The 23,202-nt window shown below is 46.2% G+C and carries 15 protein-coding genes and 2 tRNA genes; 6 read left to right on the top strand and 11 right to left on the bottom strand.

Annotated features, from left to right (window positions below):
* Both C8R30_RS03275 and rplQ read left to right on the top strand, forming a co-directional pair.
* A complete protein-coding gene (locus C8R30_RS03275) occupies positions 1-1,002 on the top strand; it encodes a DNA-directed RNA polymerase subunit alpha (protein ID WP_090669241.1) in 1,002 nt (333 codons plus the stop codon).
* Positions 992-1,393 (top strand): 50S ribosomal protein L17, encoded by a 402-nt coding sequence (rplQ, locus tag C8R30_RS03270; RefSeq protein WP_107789539.1) that lies wholly within the window; start codon positions 992-994, stop codon positions 1,391-1,393. The genes C8R30_RS03275 and rplQ overlap by 11 nt, the downstream gene beginning before the upstream one ends.
* 277 nt (positions 1,394-1,670) lie before the next feature.
* Here rplQ and rlmB read toward each other — a convergent pair whose 3' ends face one another.
* Positions 1,671-2,414: a 23S rRNA (guanosine(2251)-2'-O)-methyltransferase RlmB gene (rlmB, locus tag C8R30_RS03265; RefSeq protein ID WP_107789538.1), complete on the bottom strand. Its 744-nt coding sequence runs from the start codon at positions 2,412-2,414 to the stop codon at positions 1,671-1,673.
* Between the two features lie 175 nt (positions 2,415-2,589).
* On the bottom strand, positions 2,590-4,764 hold the full coding sequence (gene rnr / locus C8R30_RS03260) for a ribonuclease R (protein ID WP_107789537.1): 2,175 nt from the start codon (positions 4,762-4,764) through the stop codon (positions 2,590-2,592).
* Between the two features lie 67 nt (positions 4,765-4,831).
* Between rnr and C8R30_RS03255 the strand changes: the two genes are divergently transcribed.
* Positions 4,832-4,916: transfer RNA gene (locus C8R30_RS03255), tRNA-Leu, on the top strand.
* A gap of 270 nt (positions 4,917-5,186) precedes the next feature.
* Here the strand turns inward: C8R30_RS03255 and C8R30_RS03250 are convergent.
* Positions 5,187-5,263: transfer RNA gene (locus tag C8R30_RS03250), tRNA-Val, on the bottom strand.
* Positions 5,264-5,443: 180 nt separating this feature from the next.
* Here C8R30_RS03250 and C8R30_RS03245 point away from each other — a divergent pair.
* Positions 5,444-6,412 (top strand): hydrolase, encoded by a 969-nt coding sequence (locus C8R30_RS03245; protein WP_107784339.1) that lies wholly within the window; start codon positions 5,444-5,446, stop codon positions 6,410-6,412.
* Positions 6,413-6,448: 36 nt separating this feature from the next.
* Here C8R30_RS03245 and trhP read toward each other — a convergent pair whose 3' ends face one another.
* Complete coding sequence (gene trhP, locus C8R30_RS03240; RefSeq protein WP_420812387.1) at positions 6,449-7,756, bottom strand: prephenate-dependent tRNA uridine(34) hydroxylase TrhP; 1,308 nt, start codon at positions 7,754-7,756, stop codon at positions 6,449-6,451.
* Positions 7,757-7,935: 179 nt separating this feature from the next.
* On the opposite strand from trhP, the gene dnaE reads away from it, so the two are divergent.
* Both dnaE and C8R30_RS03230 read left to right on the top strand, forming a co-directional pair.
* On the top strand, positions 7,936-11,457 hold the full coding sequence (gene dnaE, locus C8R30_RS03235) for a DNA polymerase III subunit alpha (protein WP_107789535.1): 3,522 nt from the start codon (positions 7,936-7,938) through the stop codon (positions 11,455-11,457).
* Between the two features lie 265 nt (positions 11,458-11,722).
* Positions 11,723-13,159 (top strand): MFS transporter, encoded by a 1,437-nt coding sequence (locus C8R30_RS03230; RefSeq protein ID WP_219908814.1) that lies wholly within the window; start codon positions 11,723-11,725, stop codon positions 13,157-13,159.
* 83 nt (positions 13,160-13,242) lie between these two features.
* Here C8R30_RS03230 and odhB read toward each other — a convergent pair whose 3' ends face one another.
* The 7 genes from odhB to C8R30_RS03195 all read right to left on the bottom strand — a co-directional run bounded on the left by odhB (position 13,243) and on the right by C8R30_RS03195 (position 23,169).
* Positions 13,243-14,502, bottom strand: a complete 1,260-nt coding sequence (odhB, locus tag C8R30_RS03225) for a 2-oxoglutarate dehydrogenase complex dihydrolipoyllysine-residue succinyltransferase (RefSeq protein ID WP_090669266.1) — start codon at positions 14,500-14,502, stop codon at positions 13,243-13,245.
* A gap of 13 nt (positions 14,503-14,515) precedes the next feature.
* Positions 14,516-17,371 carry a 2-oxoglutarate dehydrogenase E1 component gene (locus tag C8R30_RS03220; RefSeq protein ID WP_090669271.1) on the bottom strand — a complete coding sequence of 952 codons (2,856 nt, stop codon included), beginning with the start codon at positions 17,369-17,371 and terminating at the stop codon, positions 14,516-14,518.
* Positions 17,372-17,554: 183 nt separating this feature from the next.
* Entirely contained in the window at positions 17,555-18,856 is a 1,302-nt protein-coding gene (gltA, locus tag C8R30_RS03215; protein ID WP_090669368.1) for a citrate synthase, read from the bottom strand.
* A gap of 59 nt (positions 18,857-18,915) precedes the next feature.
* Positions 18,916-19,149, bottom strand: a complete 234-nt coding sequence (locus C8R30_RS03210) for an FAD assembly factor SdhE (RefSeq protein ID WP_090669287.1) — start codon at positions 19,147-19,149, stop codon at positions 18,916-18,918.
* A complete protein-coding gene (locus tag C8R30_RS03205) occupies positions 19,146-19,841 on the bottom strand; it encodes a succinate dehydrogenase iron-sulfur subunit (RefSeq protein ID WP_107789533.1) in 696 nt (231 codons plus the stop codon). The genes C8R30_RS03210 and C8R30_RS03205 overlap by 4 nt, the downstream gene beginning before the upstream one ends.
* Positions 19,842-20,112: 271 nt before the next feature.
* The gene (gene thrC / locus C8R30_RS03200; protein ID WP_090669289.1) at positions 20,113-21,528 is read right to left on the bottom strand and encodes a threonine synthase; all 1,416 of its coding nucleotides are present in this window, start codon (positions 21,526-21,528) and stop codon (positions 20,113-20,115) included.
* A gap of 327 nt (positions 21,529-21,855) precedes the next feature.
* A complete protein-coding gene (locus C8R30_RS03195; RefSeq protein WP_107789532.1) occupies positions 21,856-23,169 on the bottom strand; it encodes a homoserine dehydrogenase in 1,314 nt (437 codons plus the stop codon).
* Positions 23,170-23,202: the final 33 nt, after the last annotated feature.

Here is a 23,202-nt window from a genome sequence, read left to right as displayed (position 1 = left end):
ATGTTAAGCAGTACATATCTTATACCTAGAATCATTGACGTCCAGAATATAACGCCTGTTCAGGCTAAGGTCGTTATGGAACCATTTGAGCGTGGGTATGGTTATACATTAGGTAATGCTTTGCGGCGCGTTTTACTGTCTTCAATGCCGGGCTTTGCTGCTACTGAGGTTAGAATTGCTGGTGTAGTCCACGAATATTCTTCATTGGAAGGTGTTCAAGAGGATGTTATAGATATTTTGCTGAACCTAAAAAATATCGTATTTAAGCTCCATAATGCTTCTAAAACAGTTTTAACATTAAAAAAAGCAGAAGATGGCGTGGTATTAGCTGGCGATATAGAAAGTACGCATGATGTCGAGATCATCAATCCCGATCAAGTCATTGCTCATATCGTTAAAGGTGGTTGTTTAGATATGCAAATTACTGTTGAGAAGGGGCGAGGTTATGTCCCGGCAACTGTACGCAGATTGACTGAGAAGGATAGTCAAGTCGGAAGTATTTTATTGGATGCATCTTTCAGCCCAATCAAAAAAGTAAGCTATTCGGTTGAGAATGCGCGTGTTGAACAGCGGACAGATCTCGATAAATTAATTATCGATATCGAGACAAATGGCTCTGTAGACCCTGAAGAAGCGATACGCTATGCTGCAAGGGTGTTGGTCGATCAGTTGTCTGTATTTGCAGAACTTGAAACGACGCCTGTTCCAAAGGAGCAGCCCAAGACACCTCAAATTGATCCAATTCTGTTACGACCAGTGGATGATCTGGAATTAACAGTTCGCTCTGCAAATTGTTTGAAAGTTGAGAATATTTATTATATTGGCGATCTTATTCAGAGAACTGAAGCTGAGCTATTACGAACACCCAATTTAGGTCGAAAATCGTTAAATGAGATAAAAGAAGTTTTAGCTGCGCGTGATTTATCTTTAGGGATGAAATTAGATAATTGGCCACCGGCCAATCTTGACAACCAAGGAAAGGAACCTGGCCATGCGTCATAGAAATGGTCTTAGAAAATTAAATAGAACAAGTAGCCACCGAACTGCCATGTTTCGTAACATGGCCAATGCGCTATTTCGTCATGAAATTATTAGTACTACGTTACCTAAGGCAAAAGAACTTAGAAGAGTTGTTGAACCACTGATCACAATTGGAAAGAATCCAACTGTGACCAATAAGCGAACAGCATTTAACCGTTTGCGCGATCGGGAAATGGTCGTAAAACTCTTTTCTAAATTCGGCTTGCGATATAAACAACGAAATGGTGGTTATATTCGTATACTGAAAAATGGATTTAGGAAGGGTGATAACGCGCCTATAGCGATTGTTGAGTTAGTTGACCGTCCGGAGGTGGGGGCTGAAGAATCTACGGTTAATAAAGCTGAAGAGTAGCAAGCTGAATTTATTTCGAACTAACTTAGTTCAATAGCATCATATCAAGCCACCGACTTTGTACGGTGGCTTTTATTTTACGGGTTTGAGCGCCTGCGTATTCCATAGGTTGTTATATCTTACGTACTATTCGTGTATCGTATCTGATCGAATCCTATTATGATTTGGCTTATTGTAATTACATGATAACCGAGCACTCACGTTAGTTGCAAAATACCATTTACCGTTCACGTAATGTATTGAAAAACATTTCAAATGTTCCTCAGATTCATATTGGTTAGCGGATTACTCTTTGTTTTAATGTTTCATAAAGGCAAATTCCTGCTGCAACCGAAATATTTAGACTATTAATGTTGCTGTCCACCATGGGTATGCTCGCGAGAATATCACATTGCTCGCGTGTCAAACGACGTAGTCCTTTTTGCTCTGACCCAAAAACCAATGCAGATGGAACAGTTAAATCAACTGCACTTATATATTCAGTGGTTTCTGCTATCGTGCCAATAATTTGAATACCATGAATTTTCAGTTCACGCAGCGTTCTCGCCAAATTGGTTACGGTAACAAATGGTACAAAATCTACTGCCCCACTAGCAACTTTATGCACCGTTGGCGTGATTCCGACGGAGCGATCCTTTGGTACAATGATGCCGTGAGCGCCTAGGGCACCTGCAACACGGAAGCAAGCGCCAAGGTTATGTGGATCTTTGACGCCATCAAGAACAATAAATAAGGCTGTTTCATGCAAACTGACCAAAATATCCTCAAGGTTTACTTCAGGCGTGTTGCTCGTGATGCTTGCCGCTACGCCTTGGTGTTGGAGAGTACCTGCAATTCTTGCTAATCTTGTGCTGTCGCATCGAATAATTCGTATATCTCTCGATTCGGCATGATTCAACAATTCACGGGAACGCTGATCCTGTCTTTTTTCATCAAGGTAAATTTCTCTGATGCTTTCATAATTTTGTTTTAAACGACTAACAATGGCGTGAAAACCAAAGATATAGTTTAACTTAGACATGCCGCATCTTCCGGAGATAAGAGTGATTTGTGGTTAGATTTTCTGAACTTGGGGACTTGCCACGCATGAAGTTAGCCTTGGTATTTTTAGCTATCCATATTAAAGGTAGCTTAAACTGCAACACGTTAGCCAAATTTGGTGAAGCTTGATATTAGTCACTGGGAAACTGGCTACTTTACTTTGCTAAGACAAAATCAATTTTACGCGTTTCAAGATCGGCTCTTACGAGCTTGACTTCTACTCGATCACCTAGGCGGAATTTTTTTCCTGTCCGCTCGCCATATAATAGATGTTTTGTGGGTTCAAAATGGAAATAGTCACTCGGTAATTCCGAAATATGAATAAGCCCTTCCACATATATTTGGTCGAGCGCTACAAATAGCCCAAATGCAGTAACGCCACTGATCACACCTGTAAAATGCTCGCCTATTTTATCTTGTATGTAGAAACATTTGAGCCATGATTCGACATCTCGGGTAGCTTCATCTGCACGCCGCTCGGTTAATGAGCAATGTTTGCCAAGTTCATGCCAATTATTAATTGAAGGGGTATAAATGTTACCGTTCAAAACAGCTTTGATGGCGCGATGAACTAGCAAATCCGGATAACGCCGTATTGGAGAAGTAAAATGAGTATAAGATTCATAGGCTAATCCGAAGTGGCCGGTATTATCTGGGCTATAGGACGCTTGTTGCAATGATCTCAACATCACAGTTTGCAATAATTGCGCATCGGGTCGGCTGGTAATCTTGGATAAAGTCTTTGCGTAATCTTTGGCATGTGGCTTATTACCGCCGCTTAGCTGTAAACCAAATTCTTTTAGAAATTCACGTAGCGCCAAAAGCTTTTCAAGGGAAGGTCCTTCATGTATGCGGTATAAGACCGGTTGCTTGTGTTTTTGTAAGAACTCCGAAGCACATACATTAGCGGCCAGCATACATTCTTCTATCAGACTATGTGCCTCATTACGTTGAATAGGTAATATTTGTTCAATTTTGCCTTGATCATTAAAGATCATCTGCGTTTCTACGGTTTCAAAATCGATTGCGCCGCGTTTTTTGCGCGCCTTTTTTAGAACTTTGTAAGCTTTATAGAGTAATTGAAGATGTGGTAGAAGTTCCGTATATTGCTTATTCCCCTTGGGTTTCTTAAGTAATGATGCCACCTCATTGTATGTGAGTCGCGCATGAGAGCGCATGACCGCAGGATAAAATTGATAATCCTGGTATTCACCGCTGGAAACTAAATGTATCTCACATACCATGCAAAGCCTATCGACTAGCGGATTGAGCGAACATAATCCATTCGAAAGCACGTTGGGTAACATCGGGATTACTCGCCGTGGAAAGTAAACCGAATTGCCTCGATTAAAAGCTTCTCTGTCTAATGCATCGTTATCGTGCACGTAATGACTCACATCAGCAATAGCAACATAGAGCCGAAAATCTTCCCCCTCTCGCTCACAGAAAACAGCGTCGTCAAAATCCCGTGCAGTTTCACCATCGATGGTTACGAGTGGTAAGTGGCGGATGTCTTTGCGCTTAGAGGAATCTTTTTTGAGTACTCGTTTTGGAAATTTTGCCGAAATTTGTTCAACTTCGGGGGGGAATTCATAGGGTAGCGCGTATTTCCGCAAGGCAATTTCAATTTCCATACCGGGCGAAGAATAATCACCCAGAATTTCGATAACATGACCAATAGGTTGAATATGGATATCAGGTTGCTGGATAATTTTTACTGTGACAACTTGCCCGGGTTTTGCGCCTAATGTGGCTTCACGTGGAATAAGTATCTCTTGGCTGATGCGTTTATTCTCAGCGACGACAAAAAAGATACCATGCTCAGCTTGGAATCTTCCAACGAGTTTGGAATTGACGTGCTCTAGGACTTCGACAATTTTGCATTCCCGGCGACCCCGTCGATCAATGCCGATCTCACGTACAATGACACGATCGCCGTGAAATACCTTATGCATTTCTTTGGGACCCAGATATAAATCAGGGCTGCCGTCATCGGTTGTCAGGAATCCATAGCCATCGCTATGCCCTTGAACTGTTCCTTTGATGAGCGCAAGTTTGTCTGTGACGCAAATATCGCCTTTACGATTGCGTATAATCTGGCCAGCACGCGTCATCGCAGTCAAGCGGCGATTAAAGAATTCAATCTCATCTTGAGCAATACCAAGCAGCTTACGTAGTTTAGCTTCGCTGATTGGTATGCCTTGTTCTTCAAGCACTTTTAGTATGAATTCTCGGCTTGGCAATGCAGCGCCATAACGCTCCGCTTCACGAGCGAGAAAGGGGTCAAGTGTTCTTAGTGGTTTTTCCTTGCTTTTCTTCTTGATTGACAAAACATTGGTTTCCTATAGAATCACGAATTCTTCACTTATCCTAATCTGACACAAGGTTGTGAGCGTTGCCCAGATGGCGGAATTGGTAGACGCGCATGGTTCAGGTCCATGTGCCTTCGGGTGTGGAGGTTCGAGTCCTCTTCTGGGCACCAAATATCACAATATTAAGGCATATAGAAATATTTTATCTTTAGATTGATATGTCTAAAGCCAATAACCACGATACCAAAAACATCAAGTAGTGATTCGCGCACGGACAGTACTGCTTAGTTCATTGTCTTGTATTTTTATATACAAGCTTATACCACATTCCTTTATACCCAGCAGAGCAAAAGATAAAAGAATTGAATAACAATCTAGAGCATTAAGAAAAGGATATCGGTAGATAAATAGAAAGTATGGCCAATTTTGCTGTCATCGGTTGGTAGGCGCGATTGGACTCGAACCAACGACCCCCACCATGTCAAGGTGATGCTCTAACCAGCTGAGCTACGCGCCTAAGAACGAAGGATTCTATCTTAAATATCAAGTGTATTCAAATTTATGTTGGAAACAGTGCTGGATTATTTGATTGACGAGCAATAAGGTTGATTAATTAATCACGTTGAGTTAATAAGCAGTTAAGGGATGATTTGAATTGCTATTTGTTTTTACCAAGACAAGCTTGCATGAACGTTAAATGAGCTCACGATATATTGCGCCGAAATGGTTGCCTGGTGGTAACGCACAAACTATTTTTCCTTATCTGATCAACCCTTCTCCCTCTTTGATTTTTCGCCGTGAGCGTTGGGAATTGTTGGACGGTGATTTCATTGATATCGATTGGCTCGATGGGTCCTTGGATAAGCCGCTGGTAATTATGTTTCATGGGTTAGAGGGGAGTTCACGCAGTCACTATGCCCTCAGCATCATGAATCAATTACGTTCAATGAACTGGCGTGGAGGAGTGATTCATTTCCGGGGATGCTCAGGACAGCCGAATCGTTTGCCGCGCGCCTATCATGCAGGAGATTCGGTGGAAATCGATTGGATGCTGCGGCGAGTGGCGGGTGAGTGTGAATCACGGGGTATGGCCACACCTCTTTATGTGATCGGTGTTTCATTAGGAGGTAATGCCCTGTTAAAGTGGCTGGGGGAGCAAGGCACGCAAGTAAGTAAGCTGATTACAGCTGCTGTCGCCGTTTCGGCACCACTTGATTTGGCTGCTGCTGGAAGGACGCTTGATTCGGGTTTTAATCGGTTCTATGCACGTCATTTTCTAAGCTCTTTGAAACGTAAGGCGTTGGAAAAAAATAAACGTTTTCCTGGTTTGCTCAACGCTCAGGCTATAGCTGCTTCCGACACGCTCTATGCATTCGATAACCATGTAACAGCGCCACTTCACGGTTTCCGAAGTACAGACGAATATTGGAGAAAATCGAGTAGCAAACCTTGGCTCCGGCATATCGAGATACCTACCTTAGTCATCAACGCGCGTAATGATCCCTTCATGCCAGCCCAGGTATTGCCAACTCAGAAAATGGTATCTTCAATGGTGATGCTCGAATTTCCCGAACATGGCGGGCATGTTGGATTCATGCAGGGCAATTTCCCCGGTAGATTGAGTTGGCTTCCTCAACGGATCATCCGATTTTTTCAATCAGTGTGAAGCGGGTGGTGACTGCCGGCCGGTAGGGCTGGCCTATTAAGACAAGAATTTCGCCACAAAAGCTTTTTCGAAATTTCCGGTTAGCGGTATTCTGACTCGGTGTCCACTGCCAGGTGCAACTTGAATGGTTGTGCCTTCGAGGCTTTGCATTTGTTCAAGCTGGATGATTTGGTTGCCGGAAGGATGGATAATTTCGAGGCGGTCGCCGATTTCAAAGCGATTTTTTACCAGAATCTCAGCCATGCCACTGCGCGTGTCCACAGTCGTAATATCTCCAACATATTGACTACGATTGGATTCTGAATGCCCGCGTAGGTAATTTTGTGTCTCATTGCTGTGGTGGCGTTGATAAAAACCATCCGTATAGCCGCGGTTGGCAAGACCCTCCAATTGGCCAAGTAGTGCTGGATCGAACGGGCGGTTTGCTACCGCATCATCGATAGCTTTGCGATAAACTTGCGCGGTACGGGCGACATAATATGTCGATTTTGTTCGCCCTTCAATTTTGAGAGAATTTATTCCCATTTTGACGAGACGCTCGATATGCTCCACGGCGCGTAAATCTTTGGAATTCATAATATACGTGCCATGCTCGTCTTCCATGATGGGCATCAGTTGACCTGGCCGTTCGCTTTCTTCAATGAGATAAACATGATCAGCAGCTGGATGTCGCTTGATCTCTTCATTGGGAGAAGAGGGTTGTTTTAACGCCTGACTGAAATCAAAGTCAATTTGGTGTAAGGGCTGAATATCGCCACTTGCGCTTTCCTCGGCTGGCTTGACCTTATAGTCCCAACGGCAGGAATTCGTACATGTGCCTTGATTGGGATCGCGATGGTTGAAATAACCCGATAAGAGGCAGCGCCCTGAATAAGCAATGCAGAGCGCGCCATGAACGAAAACCTCGAGCTCCATGTCGGGACACAGCTGACGAATCTCGGCAACTTCATCCAGCGATAATTCGCGGGATAAAATGACACGCGTTAACCCAATTTTTTGCCAAAATTTTACTGCAGCGTAATTGACTGTATTTGCCTGAACAGAGAGGTGAATCGGAATTTCCGGCCATTTCTCTCTAACGAACATGATCAGTCCAGGATCGGCCATAATCAATGCATCGGGTTTGAGTGCAATGACCGGTGCCATATCCGCCATGTAGGTCTTAACTTTTGCATTATGTGGCATCAGGTTGCTGGTTACGAAGAATTTCTTGCCTAAGCGATGCGCTTCTGCGATACCAGCCTGAAGCTGTTCCAGAGAAAATTCATTGTTTCGGGCGCGCAGGGAATAGCGCGGTTGACCGGCATAAACTGCATCAGCACCGTAAGCGTATGCGATACGCATTTTTTCTAATGAGCCAGCAGGCAGTAAGAGTTCTGGGGTAATGTGCATAGTGTAAAATAAGCGATAATATTGTGTTGATGTGCAGTAACCTGTTTACACAAGCAATGCTGATTAATTCTTGAGTCCTCTCCCGCAGCAATTCTGGGAACAATCAAATAGCGAGCCTCGATTTTAGCACTATGCTGACCAATCCTGCTTTTATTCATTTACGCTTGCATAGCGAGTACTCCATCACCGATGGAATCGTTCGTCTCGATGAGGCGATTTCGAAAGCGGTGACCGATAACATGCCAGCGTTGGCATTGACCGATCTCGCCAATTTGTTCGGGTTGGTCAAATTTTATCAAAGCGCTTGTAAAAAAGGTATCAAACCGATTATCGGCTGCGATATCTGGGTCACTAACGAATCCGATCGGAATAGGCCTGCGCGCATGTTATTGCTCTGCCAATCCTATTCTGGGTATCTTCTGTTATGCCGTTTATTGTCACGAGCCTATCGCGAGAATCTGTATCGTGGTCGAGCAGAATTCAAAAAATCTTGGTTTAAAGCGCAGGCAGAAGGAACAGAGGGATTGATTCTATTATCGGGTGCTCTCCAGAGTGAAATTGGAAGGTATCTCCTGCAAAATAATTTGACTGCGGCGGAAGTATTAGCTCAAGAATGGGCTGAAATGTTTCCAGGACGGTTCTATATCGAGTTGCAGCGTAGCGGGCACGCAAACGATGAAATTTGTGTGCAGCAATCGCTACAGCTTGCTTCCAAATTACGTTTGCCTGTGGTGGCAACGCATCCGGTGCAATTTATCGAGCCTGAAGATTACAAAGCGCATGAGGCAAGAGTGTGTATTGCTGAAGGCTACGTTCTTGGGGACCGGCGCCGTCCGCACCATTACACCGAGCAGCAATATTTTAAAACTCAGGCTGAAATGCAGACCTTGTTTGCCGATATTCCGTCTGCTCTTGCCAATAGTGTCGAAATTGCTAAGCGCTGTACGTTATCGTTAGAACTCGGCGTTAACCGCTTGCCACGTTTTCCCACACCTGATGGCGTAAGCATTGAGCAATATTTACGGGATCAGGCCGAGATCGGGCTGGAAAAGCGTCTGCGTGTGCTGTTTCCGGAGGAGAGCGATCGGGCAGTGCAGATACCCAAATACCAGGCGAGATTAGATTTTGAGGTGAACACGATTATCCAGATGGGTTTTTCAGGTTATTTCCTGATCGTCGCTGATTTTATTAACTGGGCCAAGCAGAACGACGTTCCGGTGGGGCCCGGCCGAGGATCAGGAGCAGGCTCTTTGGTTGCTTATTCACTTGGGATCACCGATCTCGATCCAATGCGCTACGATTTACTCTTTGAGCGTTTCTTGAATCCTGAGCGTGTATCCATGCCTGATTTTGATATCGATTTTTGTCAAGATAGACGTGAACGTGTCATCGAATACGTTAAACATCGCTATGGTGCCGAGAGTGTTTCACAAATTGTGACATTTGGTTCTATGGCAGCGAAAGCCGTCGTGCGTGATGTCGGTCGTGTATTGGATCTGCCTTATAACTTCGTCGACCAGTTGGCAAAACTGGTTCCTTTCGAAATTGGCATGACGCTTAAAAAAGCACGAGCGGTCGAACCACAGCTGGATCAGCGCGCCGAGGAGGAAGAAGACGTGCGCAATCTGCTAGAACTTGCTGAGCGCCTGGAAGGATTGACGCGTAATGTGGGGATGCATGCAGGCGGGGTATTGATTGCTCCGGGTAAAATTACCGATTTTTGCCCAATCTATTGCGCAGATTCAGGCGAATCGGTCGTTAGCCAGTTCGACAAGGATGATGTTGAAAAAATAGGGCTGGTCAAGTTTGATTTTTTGGGTTTGCGCACCCTTACTATTCTCGATAGAGCGGTGGAGGATATCCGCAGATGGCATGCCCGCGCAGTCACGAATGAAGCCGGTCTGCAAGCCGAGAAAGCAACTTTGTTTTCTCTCCATCAGATCCCTTTGGATGATGATGCCACCTATGCGCTGATGAGAAAAGGTAACGCAGTGGGCATTTTTCAATTTGAATCTCGTGGTATGAAGGATTTGCTGCAAAAAGCGAAGCCCGACCGATTCGAAGATTTAATCGCGTTGGTCGCACTCTATCGGCCAGGACCGATGGATCTGATTCCGGAATTTATAGAGCGCAAGCATGGTAAACGCGTGGATTACCTCGATCCTCGTCTTGAGCCGATCCTTGGGCCGACTTATGGTGTCATGATTTATCAGGAACAAGTCATGCAAATCGCCCAGGTCATTGGCGGATATAGTTTGGGTGGCGCTGATTTGCTCCGGCGTGCGATGGGCAAAAAGAAGGTGGAAGAGATGGCGCAGCAGCGCGATATTTTCGTGGCAGGCGCGATTAAAAATGGAATGGCAGAGCAAGATGCCATCACGCTCTTTAATTTGATGGAAAAATTTGCGGGCTATGGCTTCAACAAATCGCACGCAGCCGCTTATGCTTTGATAGCTTTCCAAACAGCCTACCTCAAAACACATTATCCTGCTGAATTCATGGCGGCATGTTTGACGGCGGAGATGAACGATACCGATAAAATCAATGTTTTCTACGACGATTGCCAGCTCAATCGCTTGAAAATATTGCCCCCGGATATCAATCAGTCCGAATATCAATTCATGCCGGTCGATCACCAAACTATCCGTTATGGATTAGGGGCCGTAAAGGGGACTGGGGAAGGCGCTATCTCTGCGATTATTGAGGCGCGAAAGCAGGGAGGAACCTTCACAGATTTATTTGATTTTAGCTGCCGCATCGATCGTCGAGTGGTCAATCGACGTGTAATCGAGTCGCTCATTCGCGTTGGTGCGTTTGACCAAATCAATCCGAATCGGGCCATGTTACTGGCGTCGGTAGGAATTGCAATTGAATTTGCAGAACAGCGCAGCTTATCCACTCAACAAGCTAGCCTGTTCGGTGATGCCGAGAATAGCTTGTATTGCCCTGAGTTGCCCAGAGTTGCTGCCTGGTCGGATAAAGAAAAGTTGCAGAATGAAAAACTGGGGTTAGGGTTTTATTTCAGTGGTCATCCTTATTTTAGCTTTGCAAAAGAACTCGGTCAGTTTATTCGCACCCGGCTTGACCGTTTAAGCCCACAGCGTGATCCACAGTTAATTGCAGGTGTTATACATTCTGTGCGAACTCAAATGACGCGACGAGGGAAAATGGCCGTTATCGTATTGGATGACGGTCGTGCGCGTGTGGAAGTTATAGCGTTCAATGAATTGTATCGAACCTACAGCAGTTGGTTAAAGGAGGACCAGCTGCTGATCGCAGAAGTTACCATTAGTCACGGTATGGGGGGGAACGGGGAGCTTCGTATCACTGCCGACCAGTTTTTTGATCTCGCCAGTGCGCGCTCGTACTATGCAAAAAGTGTGAAACTTCGACTGAATGGTGCCACATCCCAGTCTTCAATCATCACACAACTTAAGGAATTGCTTGCGCCTTACCGGCAAGAAAGTTTATCCAAAAGTAAAGGGGCGGATGCACACACTTTTTTTTATCGTCCCGTAACCATTGTTTATCAGAATCACCAGGCAGTTTGTGAAATTGAGCTAGGAAGTAGCTGGAGTGTTCATTTGGACGATGTTTTGATTGAAACGCTTTGTACGTATTTCCAAACAGGGAATGTCGAAATTAGCTATTGACCTATTTTGTTTGAGCAATTCCCCCAACCAATGTGCGCGCTACGATCGCTATTTTCGGGCAGTCTTCTAGCGTGACACAAATAATGGATTTGTAATTAAAAATAGCGGGTTACGCTTCTTGTTGAGGTTGGTGCTGACGCTATCGCAGCTGTTTGCGCTTTTTAATATTCCTAAGTAAATGGATAATGGGAGTGAGAGTTTTACAATTATTCAATATTAAAAACATTACAACATGCTTCTTCACTTGCTTCCCATTAGCTCTCTTATGATCGGCACCGCTTTCCTCTTGCTGGGAAGTGGCTTGCTGAGTACGTTGATCGCACTGCGTGGAAACCTTGAAGGTTTCTCCGATCAGATTTTAGGTTTAATGGGGTCAGCCTATTTTGTTGGGTTCTTTATCGGCACCTATACCGTCCCCAGGCTGATTCGTAGAATGGGACATATCCGTTCTTCTAATTTCTTTTCGGCTGCGATTGCAGCATTCATTTTATTGCATTCGATTGTGGTCGATATATGGGTGTGGATTATACTCAGGATTTTTACGGGCATTGCACTGGTGGGTTTTTATACTGTAATAGAAAGCTGGTTGAACAGTCAGGCTGCATCTGAGAAGCGTGGGCAGGTATTTGCTTTCTACATGATCGTAAATATGGTTTCGATTGCAGCCGCCCAGCAATTTCTGCATATTGCGTCACCGAGTACCTTTGTGCTGTTTTCAATTGCCGCCGTGATGGTCTGCTTTTCAGTGATGCCGATCGCCTCGACGCGGCTTCCCCAGCCGATTGTTGAGAACGCACCACGCATGACTTTGCGCGAACTCTGGAACGCTGCGCCAGCAGCGGTTATCGGCGCATTGGTTTCTGGGCTATCCATGGGCACCTTCTGGAGTATGGGGCCTCTTTATGCCACACGTCTTGGCTTGGATGAAGAGGGTGTTGCTACGCTCGTTTCGATAGTCATCATCGGCGGGGCGATGCTGCAATTACCGCTTGGGAGAATTTCTGACCGCCTCGATCGCCGCTATGCACTCGGGCTTGCCGCAACGGGTGCCACAATCGCAGCACTTTTGATGGCGCTGCAAGGTGGGGGCGAACTGATGCTCTACATTGCGGCTTTTCTTTATGGTGGTACTGCCTTTGCAATTTATCCAATCGTAGTGGCCCATCTGGTGGATCATCTGACCCAGGACAATATATTATCGGGTAATGCAGGTATTTTGCTGCTTTACGGCATTGGCGCAATGATCGGTCCAGCGCTTGCCGGATTATTAATGGGATGGGGTGGCGCTGCGGCAATGCCGGCCTTTTTTGCCGTGGTTATGGCCCCACTGGCAATATACGTAGTGCTACAGGCATTCAATACCAAGGATGAAATCATCGATGAGCCGGCGCATTTCGTACCGATGGTACGAACGGCAGAAACAGCCATGGAAATAGCCGCCGCTGTCGAGGATCACCATATCAGTACAGTAACCAACTCGGATTCAATCACCGAACCTTCATCTCCTGATGCAATGCAGATTGGCGCTGAATCTATTGATGAAGCTAACCCGCCCGATGAGGGCACTCAGATATCTATCAGAGCAGAAATAACCGGATTAGAAAAAGATCCCACGCTGAATGATGAACAATCACCAGAAGTCGGGGTAGATGGGGATATTCACGTGTCAAGGAAAGACGACCGGGATGAGCGGCAGATTTAATTTCTGATCAGGGTAGACATGTTGCCAAATTCAATCTTAAAAAGATGCAAACATATTTATATTTGTGATCATGAGGCTACTCCTTAATCGAACAACGGGCTAGCTGGATACTCCAGCGCTTCCTTGATTGCAACGAGCGAAAGTACGGCTTCACGGCCATCGATGATACGATGATCGTAAGAGAGTGCGAGATAGTTGATGGGACGTATAACGATTTGGCCATTCTCGACGACTGGTCGCTGTTTCGTCGCATGAATCCCAAGAATTGCACTTTGGGGCGGATTGATGATGGGCGTGGAAAGCATCGATCCAAACACACCACCATTGGTAATGGTAAAGGTGCCGCCCGAGAGCTCCTCGATAGTTAACTTGCCCGATTGCGCGCGGTGCGCATAATCGACAACTTGCTTTTCTATCTCAGCTTGAGATAGCTGGTCAGCATCCCGGATGATCGGAACCACGAGTCCGCGTGGGCTTGCAACGGCGATACCGATATCGTAATAGCCATGATAGATGATGTCATTTCCATCAACTGACGCATTAATAATTGGGTATTTTTTAAGTGCCGCTACTGCAGCTTTAACGAAAAATGAGGTCAATCCTAGTTTAACGCCATGCGTTTTTTCAAAAGCATCTTTATAGCGAGCGCGCAGATCCATGATCGCTTGCATGTTGACTTCGTTGAATGTTGTCAGGATAGCCGCTGTCGATTGGGATTGCACCAGCCGTTCAGCGATGCGCATGCGCAGCCGCGTCATGGGGACACGTTTCTCGGGTCGACCTTCATTAGTTTCCGCTACCGATGCGGTGCTTTCTTCTGAGATTTCAGCTTTTGTTTCGGACGGAGCAGTCTTGCTCTTGAGATAGGCAAGCACATCTTCCTTGGTGATGCGGCCATCGCGCCCTGTACCTTCTATCGCATTAATAGCTTCTGTACTGAGATTATTTTCTTCGGCTACTCTTTTTGCGGCGGGCATTAGCTTAGGTATGACGCGTTCCTCTTCCACTTCCGATGCCAACTCGCCTTCATCAGCTGCAGCAGTGCGGGCATCTGATTCATCTGTCGCAGCCGCTTCCGTTTTAGAGCGATCTTCGGTTTCTCGGGATTCGGTTTCGATTTTAGCAATGACTTCTCCGCTTGTTACCGTTGCCCCGTCGTTCTTAATGATTTCAGCTAACACACCTCCTTTCGGCGCGGGGAGCTCGAGTACCACTTTGTCGGTTTCGATATCGACCAGATTTTCTCCACGATTGATACGGTCACCTTGTTGTTTGTGCCAGGAAATCAAAGTGGCTTCAGCGACTGATTCAGATAATTGAGGTACTTTGACTTCGATTAACATAATCTATTCCTTATTAAATGTTGTCCCGGAATGCAGCTTCGATCAGCTGATTTTGCTGGAATCGATCCAGTTCAAGGTAGCCGACAGCAGGGGATGCGGATGAAGGCCGTAATGCGTAGCCAAGAACCTGATCGGATCGCATATGCCTGAGGATATAATGCTGGATGCGATGCCAGGCACCTTGATTACCCGGCTCTTCCTGGCACCAGATGATTTCCTTGGCATTGGGGTAGCGATCAATTGCTGCCTGAAAATCATCATGCGGGAAAGGATAAAGTTGCTCCAACCGGATGATAGCCATATCTGAGATACTCTGCTTGCGGCGATATGCGACTAATTCGTAATAGATCTTTCCGCTGCAGGTAATGATACGTCTTGTTTTCTCTGAATTGATGTTTTCTGTTTCGGGAATGACCGGTTGGAATTGTCCTGACGCAAGATCTTCTAGTGAAGAAACCGATTCTTTATGCCTCAACATGCTTTTAGGCATCATGATAATCAGTGGTTTGCGAATCGGACGGATCATCTGACGCCGCAATACATGAAATATTTGTGCTGGCGTAGAAGGAACGCATACCTGGATATTGTATTCAGCACATAATTGCAGGTAACGCTCCAGCCGCGCCGATGAATGTTCTGGGCCTTGCCCTTCGTAGCCATGCGGGAGCATCATGACTAATCCACATAAGCGCCCCCATTTAGCTTCCCCCGAAGTGATGAATTGATCAATGACGACTTGCGCGCCATTCGCAAAATCACCGAATTGAGCTTCCCAAATGACCAATCCATTGGGCTTCGCTGTTGCGTAACCATACTCAAAACCCAATACCGCTTCTTCGGAAAGCATCGAATCGATGATGGTGAAGTCCGGTTGTTTGGCGAAGATATGGCGCAGAGGCACGTAGACGCCATCCTCCCATTGCTCGTGTTCCCTATTCTGGTCGTGGAGAACGGCGTGGCGATGAAAAAAAGTGCCGCGGCCACTATCCTGACCAGAAAAACGAATTGGATAACCTTCCTTTAATAACGAAGCGTAAGCCAGGTTTTCAGCCATCCCCCAATCGAGAGGCAGGTTGCCTTTTCCCATTTCGCGCCGATCAGTAATGATCTTCTCGACTCTTGAATGCAATTTAAAAGTCGAAGGGATGTCGGTAAGACGTTCAGCAAAATATTTGAGTTCATCGATCGAAACACTCGTTTTGACTGGCTGATTCCATTTAAGGGAATTCAGAAAAGGAGCCCAATTGGCTGAATGTGGCGATTTATAGTCGTAGAGGATGGCTTGATTAGGATTGTGACCAGCATCCATCGCATCGTAATATGCTTTGACCATGGCCTCTGCTTCAGTTTTTTTAATGATGCCGGTTGCTTCTAGCTTATCCGCATAAAGTTTGCGTGTTCCGGCATGTTTACTGATGATCCGATACATTGAGGGTTGGGTGACCATCGGTTCATCTTGCTCGTTATGGCCTTGTTTGCGAAAACAGACCAGATCGATTACCACATCTTTGTGAAACTGCATGCGGAAATCAAATGCGAGTTCCGTTACCATAACGACAGCCTCGGGATCGTCACCATTAACGTGAAAAATGGGTGCCTCGATCATTTTGGCGACATCGGTGCAGTACAAGGTGGAACGGCTGTCACGGGGATCGGAAGTTGTAAAACCGATCTGATTATTGATGATGACATGCACGGTACCCCCCGTTCCGTAACCGCGTGTTTGCGATAAATTCAGCGTTTCCATCACCACCCCCTGCCCAGCAAAAGCTGCGTCGCCATGGAGCAGCACCGGTAGGACTAATTCCCCGTTTTTATCATGTAAACGGTGTTGGCGAGCGAGCACTGATCCTTCTACAACAGGGTTGACTATTTCCAGATGGGATGGGTTGAACGCGAGCGCAACATGGACGATTCCTCCTGTTGTTGTGACCGAGGACGAAAAGCCTTGGTGGTATTTGACATCACCCGCAGTTAACGTCTGTACTTTTTTACCCTCGAACTCAAGAAACAGATCAGAGGGCATTTTACCCAGCGTGTTGACGAGCACATTCAACCTGCCTCGATGTGCCATGCCGACAACAATCTCTTGCACGCCTGATTCACCCGCATGCTGAATCAACTTATCCAATAGGGGGATCAGGCTTTCGTTCCCTTCGCCGGAGAAACGCTTTTGACCGACATAGCGGGTATGCAGGTATTTTTCCAAACTTTCGGCTGCCGTAAGGCGCTCAAGGATATGGCGTTTATAGTCGGGAGTGAGGTTAGGCTGTGCGCGGGATCCTTCTAGGCGATTTTGTATCCAGCGCTTCTGCTTCAAATCAGTAATGTACATGTACTCTGCGCCTATCGTACCGCAGTAGGTTTGTTGGAGTATTTGTAAAATTTCTTGCAGCGTGGCATGTTCCTGCCCCACCAGCGACCCGGTATTGAATACCGTATTCATATCGGCTTCGGTTAAATCATAAAAAGCCGGATCAAGCTCGGGAACATCAGCGATTTGCTGGCGATTGAGTGGATCGAGACGTGCGTGTCTTACCCCTAAAAAACGATACATGTTGATAAGCTGCAAAACAGCTATTTGCTTACGTTCCTTGGATTCATCCCGTGCAGAGGCGGCGTATTTTTCTGTGGGGTAAAGACGTTTTTCTGCGGAGGGTGATTGTGCCGCCCTCACAAATGATTCAATGATAGGCGTGTGCGGAATATCACGCACCGTGATTGTCAAAGTTTGCTGTAGCGATTCGAAATAACCGCGCCATTCGCTAGAAACTGAATCCGGGTTTTTGAGGTATTTTTCATAGAGATCTTCGACAAAAGGCGCATTCGCGCCGTAGAGCATCGAATTCTCAAGAAATTGTTTCATCATGGCCGGACTCATTTGGTTTCAAGAAATAAAAGTACGCTGGTATGCTGGAATGATGGCGTCTAACTTAGGTTATTGCCTATTCTACATTTTCCGGCAACCCAAACAATATTGTTATCAGTTTTGTCGGTGAATGTCGATCTGCTAGCCGATTTCTCGTGTTGAGTAAAAAAATTGCTGGGACGCTTATTTGCTCGTTTGCTTTTTAGGCACATCGCGTTGTTGTGCACCGACGTAGACTTGACGGGGACGGCCAATTTTTTGGTCTGGATCGGCAATCATTTCGTTCCATTGAGCGATCCAGCCTACGGTGCGTGCCATCGCAAAAATTGCGGTAAACATCGAAGTCGGTATACCCAAAGCGCGCTGGATGATCCCTGAGTAGAAATCGACATTTGGATAGAGTTTTTTGGTAATGAAATAATCGTCTTCCAGGGCTATGCGTTCCAGCTCCACGGCTAGCTTGAACAAGCGATTATTGTGTAGCCCCAGCTCATTCAATACTTCATGACATGTTTCGCGCATCAATTTTGCGCGTGGGTCAAAATTTTTGTATACCCGATGACCGAATCCCATCAGCCGGAAAGGATCATTCTTGTCTTTTGCGCGCTTGATATATTCATTGATGCGTGAAACATCCCCAATTTCTTCCAGCATAGTGAGACAGGCTTCATTTGCACCACCATGAGCGGGTCCCCATAAGCAGGCAATCCCGGCGGAAATGCAGGCAAAAGGATTAGCGCCGCTCGAACCCGCCAACCGTACGGTGGATGTCGAAGCGTTTTGCTCGTGGTCGGCATGGAGAATTAGAATACGATCCAATGCTTTGACGATTACCGGGCTGGGGGTATAACTTTCGGCTGGCGTCGCAAACATCATATGCAGAAAGTTTGCAGCATAGCTCAAGTCATTGCGTGGATAGATGAAGGGCTGTCCGATATTGTATTTATAGGCCATGGCCGCAATCGTGGGGAGTTTAGCGATCAAACGGAATGCAGATTGCTCTCGGTGGATGGCATCAGAAATATCCATTGCCTCATGATAAAAAGCCGATAACGCGCCAACAACGCCAACCATAACAGCCATCGGATGAGCGTCTCTCCGGAAACCGGAGAAGAATCTAACCAGTTGCTCATGCAGCATCGTATGGTTATTGATGGCATAAACAAATTGTGTTTTTTGCTCATCGGTGGGGAGTTCTCCATTCAGAAGCAAATAGCAGACTTCCATGAAATCGCATTGCATCGCCAGTTGCTCAATAGGGTAACCTCGGTACAGGAGCAAACCTTTGTCGCCATCGATAAACGTAATGGCGGATTTGGTGCTGGCAGTGGAGAGAAAGCCAGGGTCATAGGTGAACATGCCACTCTTGGCATAAAGTGTACGGATGTCGATTGTATCCGGCCCCATACTTCCCGATACGATCGGTAGTTCAATCGGTTCTTTATCCTTGCCAAGCAGTAGGGTTGCAGTACGTTGTTCAGACATATCAATCTCCATGGTGAGAGGATCTGCACGCTCTTGTATGTTTAGCAGCATGGGTTAGCTTAAATTTGCTGAAGAAGCTTTATCAATGGTTGAAGGTGCTCGTTCGTTGTCTCTTTTTTAGACGTGATTATATCCCACAGCTCATTATCGGGGAGTGACAACAATGTTTCAAACATTTTTAATTGAGCTTCATCCAGCTGCGCATCGTATTGTTCGAGAAAGCGTTGTAAGAGAAGGTCCAGCTCCAGCATGCCACGCCGGCACCGCCAGCGCAGGCGTTCTTGCTGTTTCATACAGTTCTTTTAACTAACATATTTTTGATTTTACCAATCGCGCCCATTGGATGCAGTCCTTTCGGGCATACATCGACGCAATTCATAATGGAATGACAACGAAACAGTCGATAGGGGTCTTCCAAATAATCTAATCGTTCCGCAGTGGCCTGATCACGGCTGTCAGCCAGAAATCGGTAGGCTTGCAATAGTCCGGCTGGACCCACGAATTTATCAGGGTTCCACCAGAATGACGGGCATGCCGTTGTACAGCAGGCACATAAGATGCATTCATAAGCTCCATCCAATTCAGCCCTTTCTTCAGGTGATTGTAACCGTTCGGTTTCGGGTGGAGGATCGTTGTTTATCAGATAAGGCTTGATCGCGTGGTATTGCTTGAAAAACTGTGTCATGTCGACGACCAAATCGCGAATGATCGGTAAACCAGGCAGGGGGCGTATTTCTATCGGTTCTTTCAGACTGGCGATAGGTGTAATGCAAGCTAGACCGTTTCGCCCATTGATATTCATTCCATCCGAACCGCATACGCCTTCTCGGCAGGAACGACGCAAGCTGAGACTGTCATCCATGGCTTTGATTCGAATCAAAGCATCCAACAGCATTTTATCCGTTGGTTCTAATTCAATATCGTAATCCTGCATGTAGGGCTTATCATCCTGGTCAGGATTGTAACGGCTGATTGAAAATCGCATGTTTCTAGCTCCTCTGTTGTATAGCAGTGGGTGTTCGGCAAAAATCTCCGCAGCCTGCTGCAGCAAACGCAGCTTTTAGAGGCTATTTAACCCGAATTTTTAATTAATTGCCACGCGCCCTCACTGATCCTTTGATTGATAGGAAAGATTTTGTTCAGTTGGGTGTATGAAACACGACACCACGCCTTATCAAAACTTCCCTATTTATCGGAATCCTGCGTGATCATTACACGAATTTATGACATATTCGGGTTAAAATAGCATTTAATGATTAATGATGCTTGATCTTTTGCACGAGAAACGTTTTGACTGCATTGGCATCTTTATCCATGATTTCGAAGCGCTGAGGCAATGATTCCAGATTTTCGAAGCCAGCAGGCCGGGAGGGCTCGATGCCAACCGCCTCTTGAATCGTTTCAGCGAATTTGGCAGGTAGCGCGGTCTCCATGCAGATGAGTGGAATCCCCGGTTCACGATGTTCAAGCCCGACTTTTACCCCATCCGCAGTATGGGTGTCGACGAGCACCTTGTATTCCTGGTAGAGATTGCGAATCGTTTCTATGCGTGATGCGTGATTGCTGGCGCCCGAAACAAAGCCAAAATCCTTTGCCTTGATCCATAGTGCCGTTCCAAACAGGTCAAAGGCATTGCCTTTATCGACGGATCGCCATAACTCTCTGACGCGTGTGGCGTCACGTTCTGTCAAGTCAAAAATGAATCTCTCAAAGTTGGATGCTTTGGAGATATCCATGGAGGGGCTGCTAGTATGGTGTGTTTCAGCTGTAGTGCGTGGCCGGTAAAGCCCGGTACGAAAAAATTCGTCCAAAACGTCATTTTCGTTGGTGGCCAAAATGAGATGCTTGATCGGGAGTCCCATCATACGGGCAACATGGCCCGCAAAGATATTGCCAAAATTCCCCGATGGCACAGAAAATGAGACCTGCTGATCATTGGATTGGGTTACAGCAAAATACCCTTTGAAATAATAAACAATTTGCGCAGCAATGCGTGCCCAGTTGATCGAGTTGACCGTGCCGATCTGATACTGCTGCTTGAAATCACGATCGTTACTGACGGCTTTGACGATATCCTGGCAATCGTCAAAGACACCGCGTATGGCGATGTTGAAGATATTGTCATCTAGCAGTGAAAACATTTGCGCGGTTTGGAAGCGACTCATCTTACCGAGTGGTGAAAGCATGAATACGCGAATGCCACGCTTGCCGCGCATAGCGTATTCAGCGCTTGATCCGGTATCGCCGGAAGTGGCCCCGAGAATATTCAGTTCATCGTTTGTTTTGGCCAATGTGTATTCAAATAAATTCCCCAGCAGCTGCATGGCAATATCTTTGAATGCCAGAGTCGGGCCATTCGATAGGCACAAAATATGTAAGCCAGGCTCAAGCGTTCTAACAGGTGTAATATCCGGGCTGCCAAATGCTTCCGTTGTATAAGTACGCGCGATGATCCTGTGCAAATCGTCAGCAGGGATATCTTCCATGAAACGTGAAAGTATTTGAAATGCAAGCGCCTGATAGTCAAGATGGCGCCATGCTTCCATGTCGGCTGGGCTTACGCGAGGATAGGATTCTGGGACAGCGAGTCCCCCATCAGGTGCGAGCCCGCTTAATAGTATTTCGGTAAACGTTTTAGGCGGCATGCCGCCGCGGGTGGAGATATAACGCATAGTGTCTTAATTGAATAAATGATCCAAGAAATGTAATTAGCTTCATTTCCTGGAAGTTCTGAAAAAAAACTACAAGAATGGAATGAATATTTGCTCTGCAAGGTTGCGCGTTGGAAGTTTCATTCAAAAAATGTAATAAACGTGTCGGACCTAAGGTTGGTATGCCATCGATGCGAAGCAATGATGTAATAAGGTTAAACGAAATTTCATTTGGGTGAATCGAGTCTCTGGCTTGATAAAAGAAACTTGCATATCGGCCCGCAATGCGGGGGGGATGCATAGTTGTTTTATTCACAGCTGCGGAAGCGATGCTGAGATGTATACCGCTTATTTACTCAATTCTTCCATGCGAATACGAACAATGCGGCCTGCCATGACAGGAAGGCTTTCGATACGGGCAATGGCGGTATTGATATTTTTTTCTATCGTCGTATGGGTCAGCATAATGATATTGACTTTATCCTCCTCCTCGGCATGCTCTTTCTGCACCATCGCGCTGATCGATATACCCGAATCTGCAAGAATACGGGTAATATCGGCAAGTGCGCCCGGTTTATCCATGACTTGTAATCGCAGATAATAGGCCGTTTCGACCTCTTCCATCGGGACAATCGGCGTGTCAGACAGTAGATCGGGTAAGAAGGCGAGATGAGGTACGCGATGTTCAGGGTCGGCAGTGAGTAGGCGGGCTACATCGATTAGATCAGCAATCACCGAACTGGCAGTGGGCTCGGCGCCTGCACCTGCGCCATAGTAAAGTGTGGGGCCAACGGCATTGCCTTTGACCACGATCGCGTTCATGACGCCTTCTACATTGGCAATCAGCCGTTTAACTGGGATGAGGGTGGGATGCACCCGTAATTCGATCCCTTTTGTTACACGTTTTGTAATACCTAATAGCTTGATCCGGTAACCCAGCTCTTCGGCATAGCGAATATCGTCATTACTGAGTTGGGTGATCCCCTCAATGTAGGCTTTGTCGAATTTGACAGGGATACCAAATGCGATCGCAGCCATGATGGTAATTTTATGGGCGGCATCGATACCTTCGATGTCATATGTCGGATCTGCTTCGGCATAGCCCAGTTTTTGCGCGTGCGCCAATACTGTTTCAAAAGCAAGCCCCTTCTCGCGCATTTCGGACAATATAAAATTGCTCGTGCCATTGATGATGCCGGCGATCCACTCGATCCGATTAGCCGCCAGCCCTTCCCGCAATGCTTTGATAATGGGAATACCGCCAGCAACAGCAGCTTCAAACGCAACAATGACACCTTTTTGCTGAGCAGCCGCAAAAATTTCACTGCCATGCGATGCTAGCAGGGCTTTATTGGCTGTAATCACATGTTTTCCATTGGCAATGGCTTGCAAGATCAATTCTTTTGCAACAGTCTGTCCGCCGATCAGCTCAACGATGATATCGATATCGGGGTGAGAAACGATTTCAAATGCATCGGCTGTGACCTTGGTATCATCGTCGACCAGACGGCGTGCTTTTTCGATATCACGGTCAGCTATGATGCGAATGACGATATTGCGACCGACGCGACGTGCGATTTCTTCTTGGTTACGTTTGAGAACGGTATAAGTACCGCCGCCAACGGTTCCGATGCCTACTAAACCTACATTAATGGGTTTCATGTTGTAATCAATAAATAAACAATTAAGGCTATA

Origin of the sequence: Nitrosomonas nitrosa (genome assembly GCF_003051105.1) — a bacterium.
Taxonomy (GTDB): domain Bacteria; phylum Pseudomonadota; class Gammaproteobacteria; order Burkholderiales; family Nitrosomonadaceae; genus Nitrosomonas; species Nitrosomonas nitrosa.
The sequence above is the reverse complement of the archived record's forward strand: the minus strand, read 5'-3'. Positions and strand labels throughout refer to the sequence as shown.

What these genes read in the sequence shown, in the direction of transcription:
- rplQ (WP_107789539.1), top strand. Translation starts at nt 992, where the DNA reads ATGCGTCATAGAAATGGTCTTAGAAAATTAAATAGAACAAGTAGCCAC.
- C8R30_RS03205 (WP_107789533.1), bottom strand. Translation starts at nt 19,841, where the DNA reads ATGCGATTTTCAATCAGCCGTTACAATCCTGACCAGGATGATAAGCCC.
- trhP (WP_420812387.1), bottom strand. Translation starts at nt 7,756, where the DNA reads ATGCGTATCGCATACGCTTACGGTGCTGATGCAGTTTATGCCGGTCAA.
- C8R30_RS03195 (WP_107789532.1), bottom strand. Translation starts at nt 23,169, where the DNA reads ATGAAACCCATTAATGTAGGTTTAGTAGGCATCGGAACCGTTGGCGGC.
- C8R30_RS03245 (WP_107784339.1), top strand. Translation starts at nt 5,444, where the DNA reads ATGAGCTCACGATATATTGCGCCGAAATGGTTGCCTGGTGGTAACGCA.
- rlmB (WP_107789538.1), bottom strand. Translation starts at nt 2,414, where the DNA reads ATGTCTAAGTTAAACTATATCTTTGGTTTTCACGCCATTGTTAGTCGT.
- gltA (WP_090669368.1), bottom strand. Translation starts at nt 18,856, where the DNA reads ATGTCTGAACAACGTACTGCAACCCTACTGCTTGGCAAGGATAAAGAA.
- C8R30_RS03275 (WP_090669241.1), top strand. Translation starts at nt 1, where the DNA reads ATGTTAAGCAGTACATATCTTATACCTAGAATCATTGACGTCCAGAAT.
- C8R30_RS03210 (WP_090669287.1), bottom strand. Translation starts at nt 19,149, where the DNA reads ATGAAACAGCAAGAACGCCTGCGCTGGCGGTGCCGGCGTGGCATGCTG.
- odhB (WP_090669266.1), bottom strand. Translation starts at nt 14,502, where the DNA reads ATGTTAATCGAAGTCAAAGTACCTCAATTATCTGAATCAGTCGCTGAA.
- thrC (WP_090669289.1), bottom strand. Translation starts at nt 21,528, where the DNA reads ATGCGTTATATCTCCACCCGCGGCGGCATGCCGCCTAAAACGTTTACC.
- dnaE (WP_107789535.1), top strand. Translation starts at nt 7,936, where the DNA reads ATGCTGACCAATCCTGCTTTTATTCATTTACGCTTGCATAGCGAGTAC.
- C8R30_RS03220 (WP_090669271.1), bottom strand. Translation starts at nt 17,371, where the DNA reads ATGATGAAACAATTTCTTGAGAATTCGATGCTCTACGGCGCGAATGCG.
- C8R30_RS03230 (WP_219908814.1), top strand. Translation starts at nt 11,723, where the DNA reads ATGATCGGCACCGCTTTCCTCTTGCTGGGAAGTGGCTTGCTGAGTACG.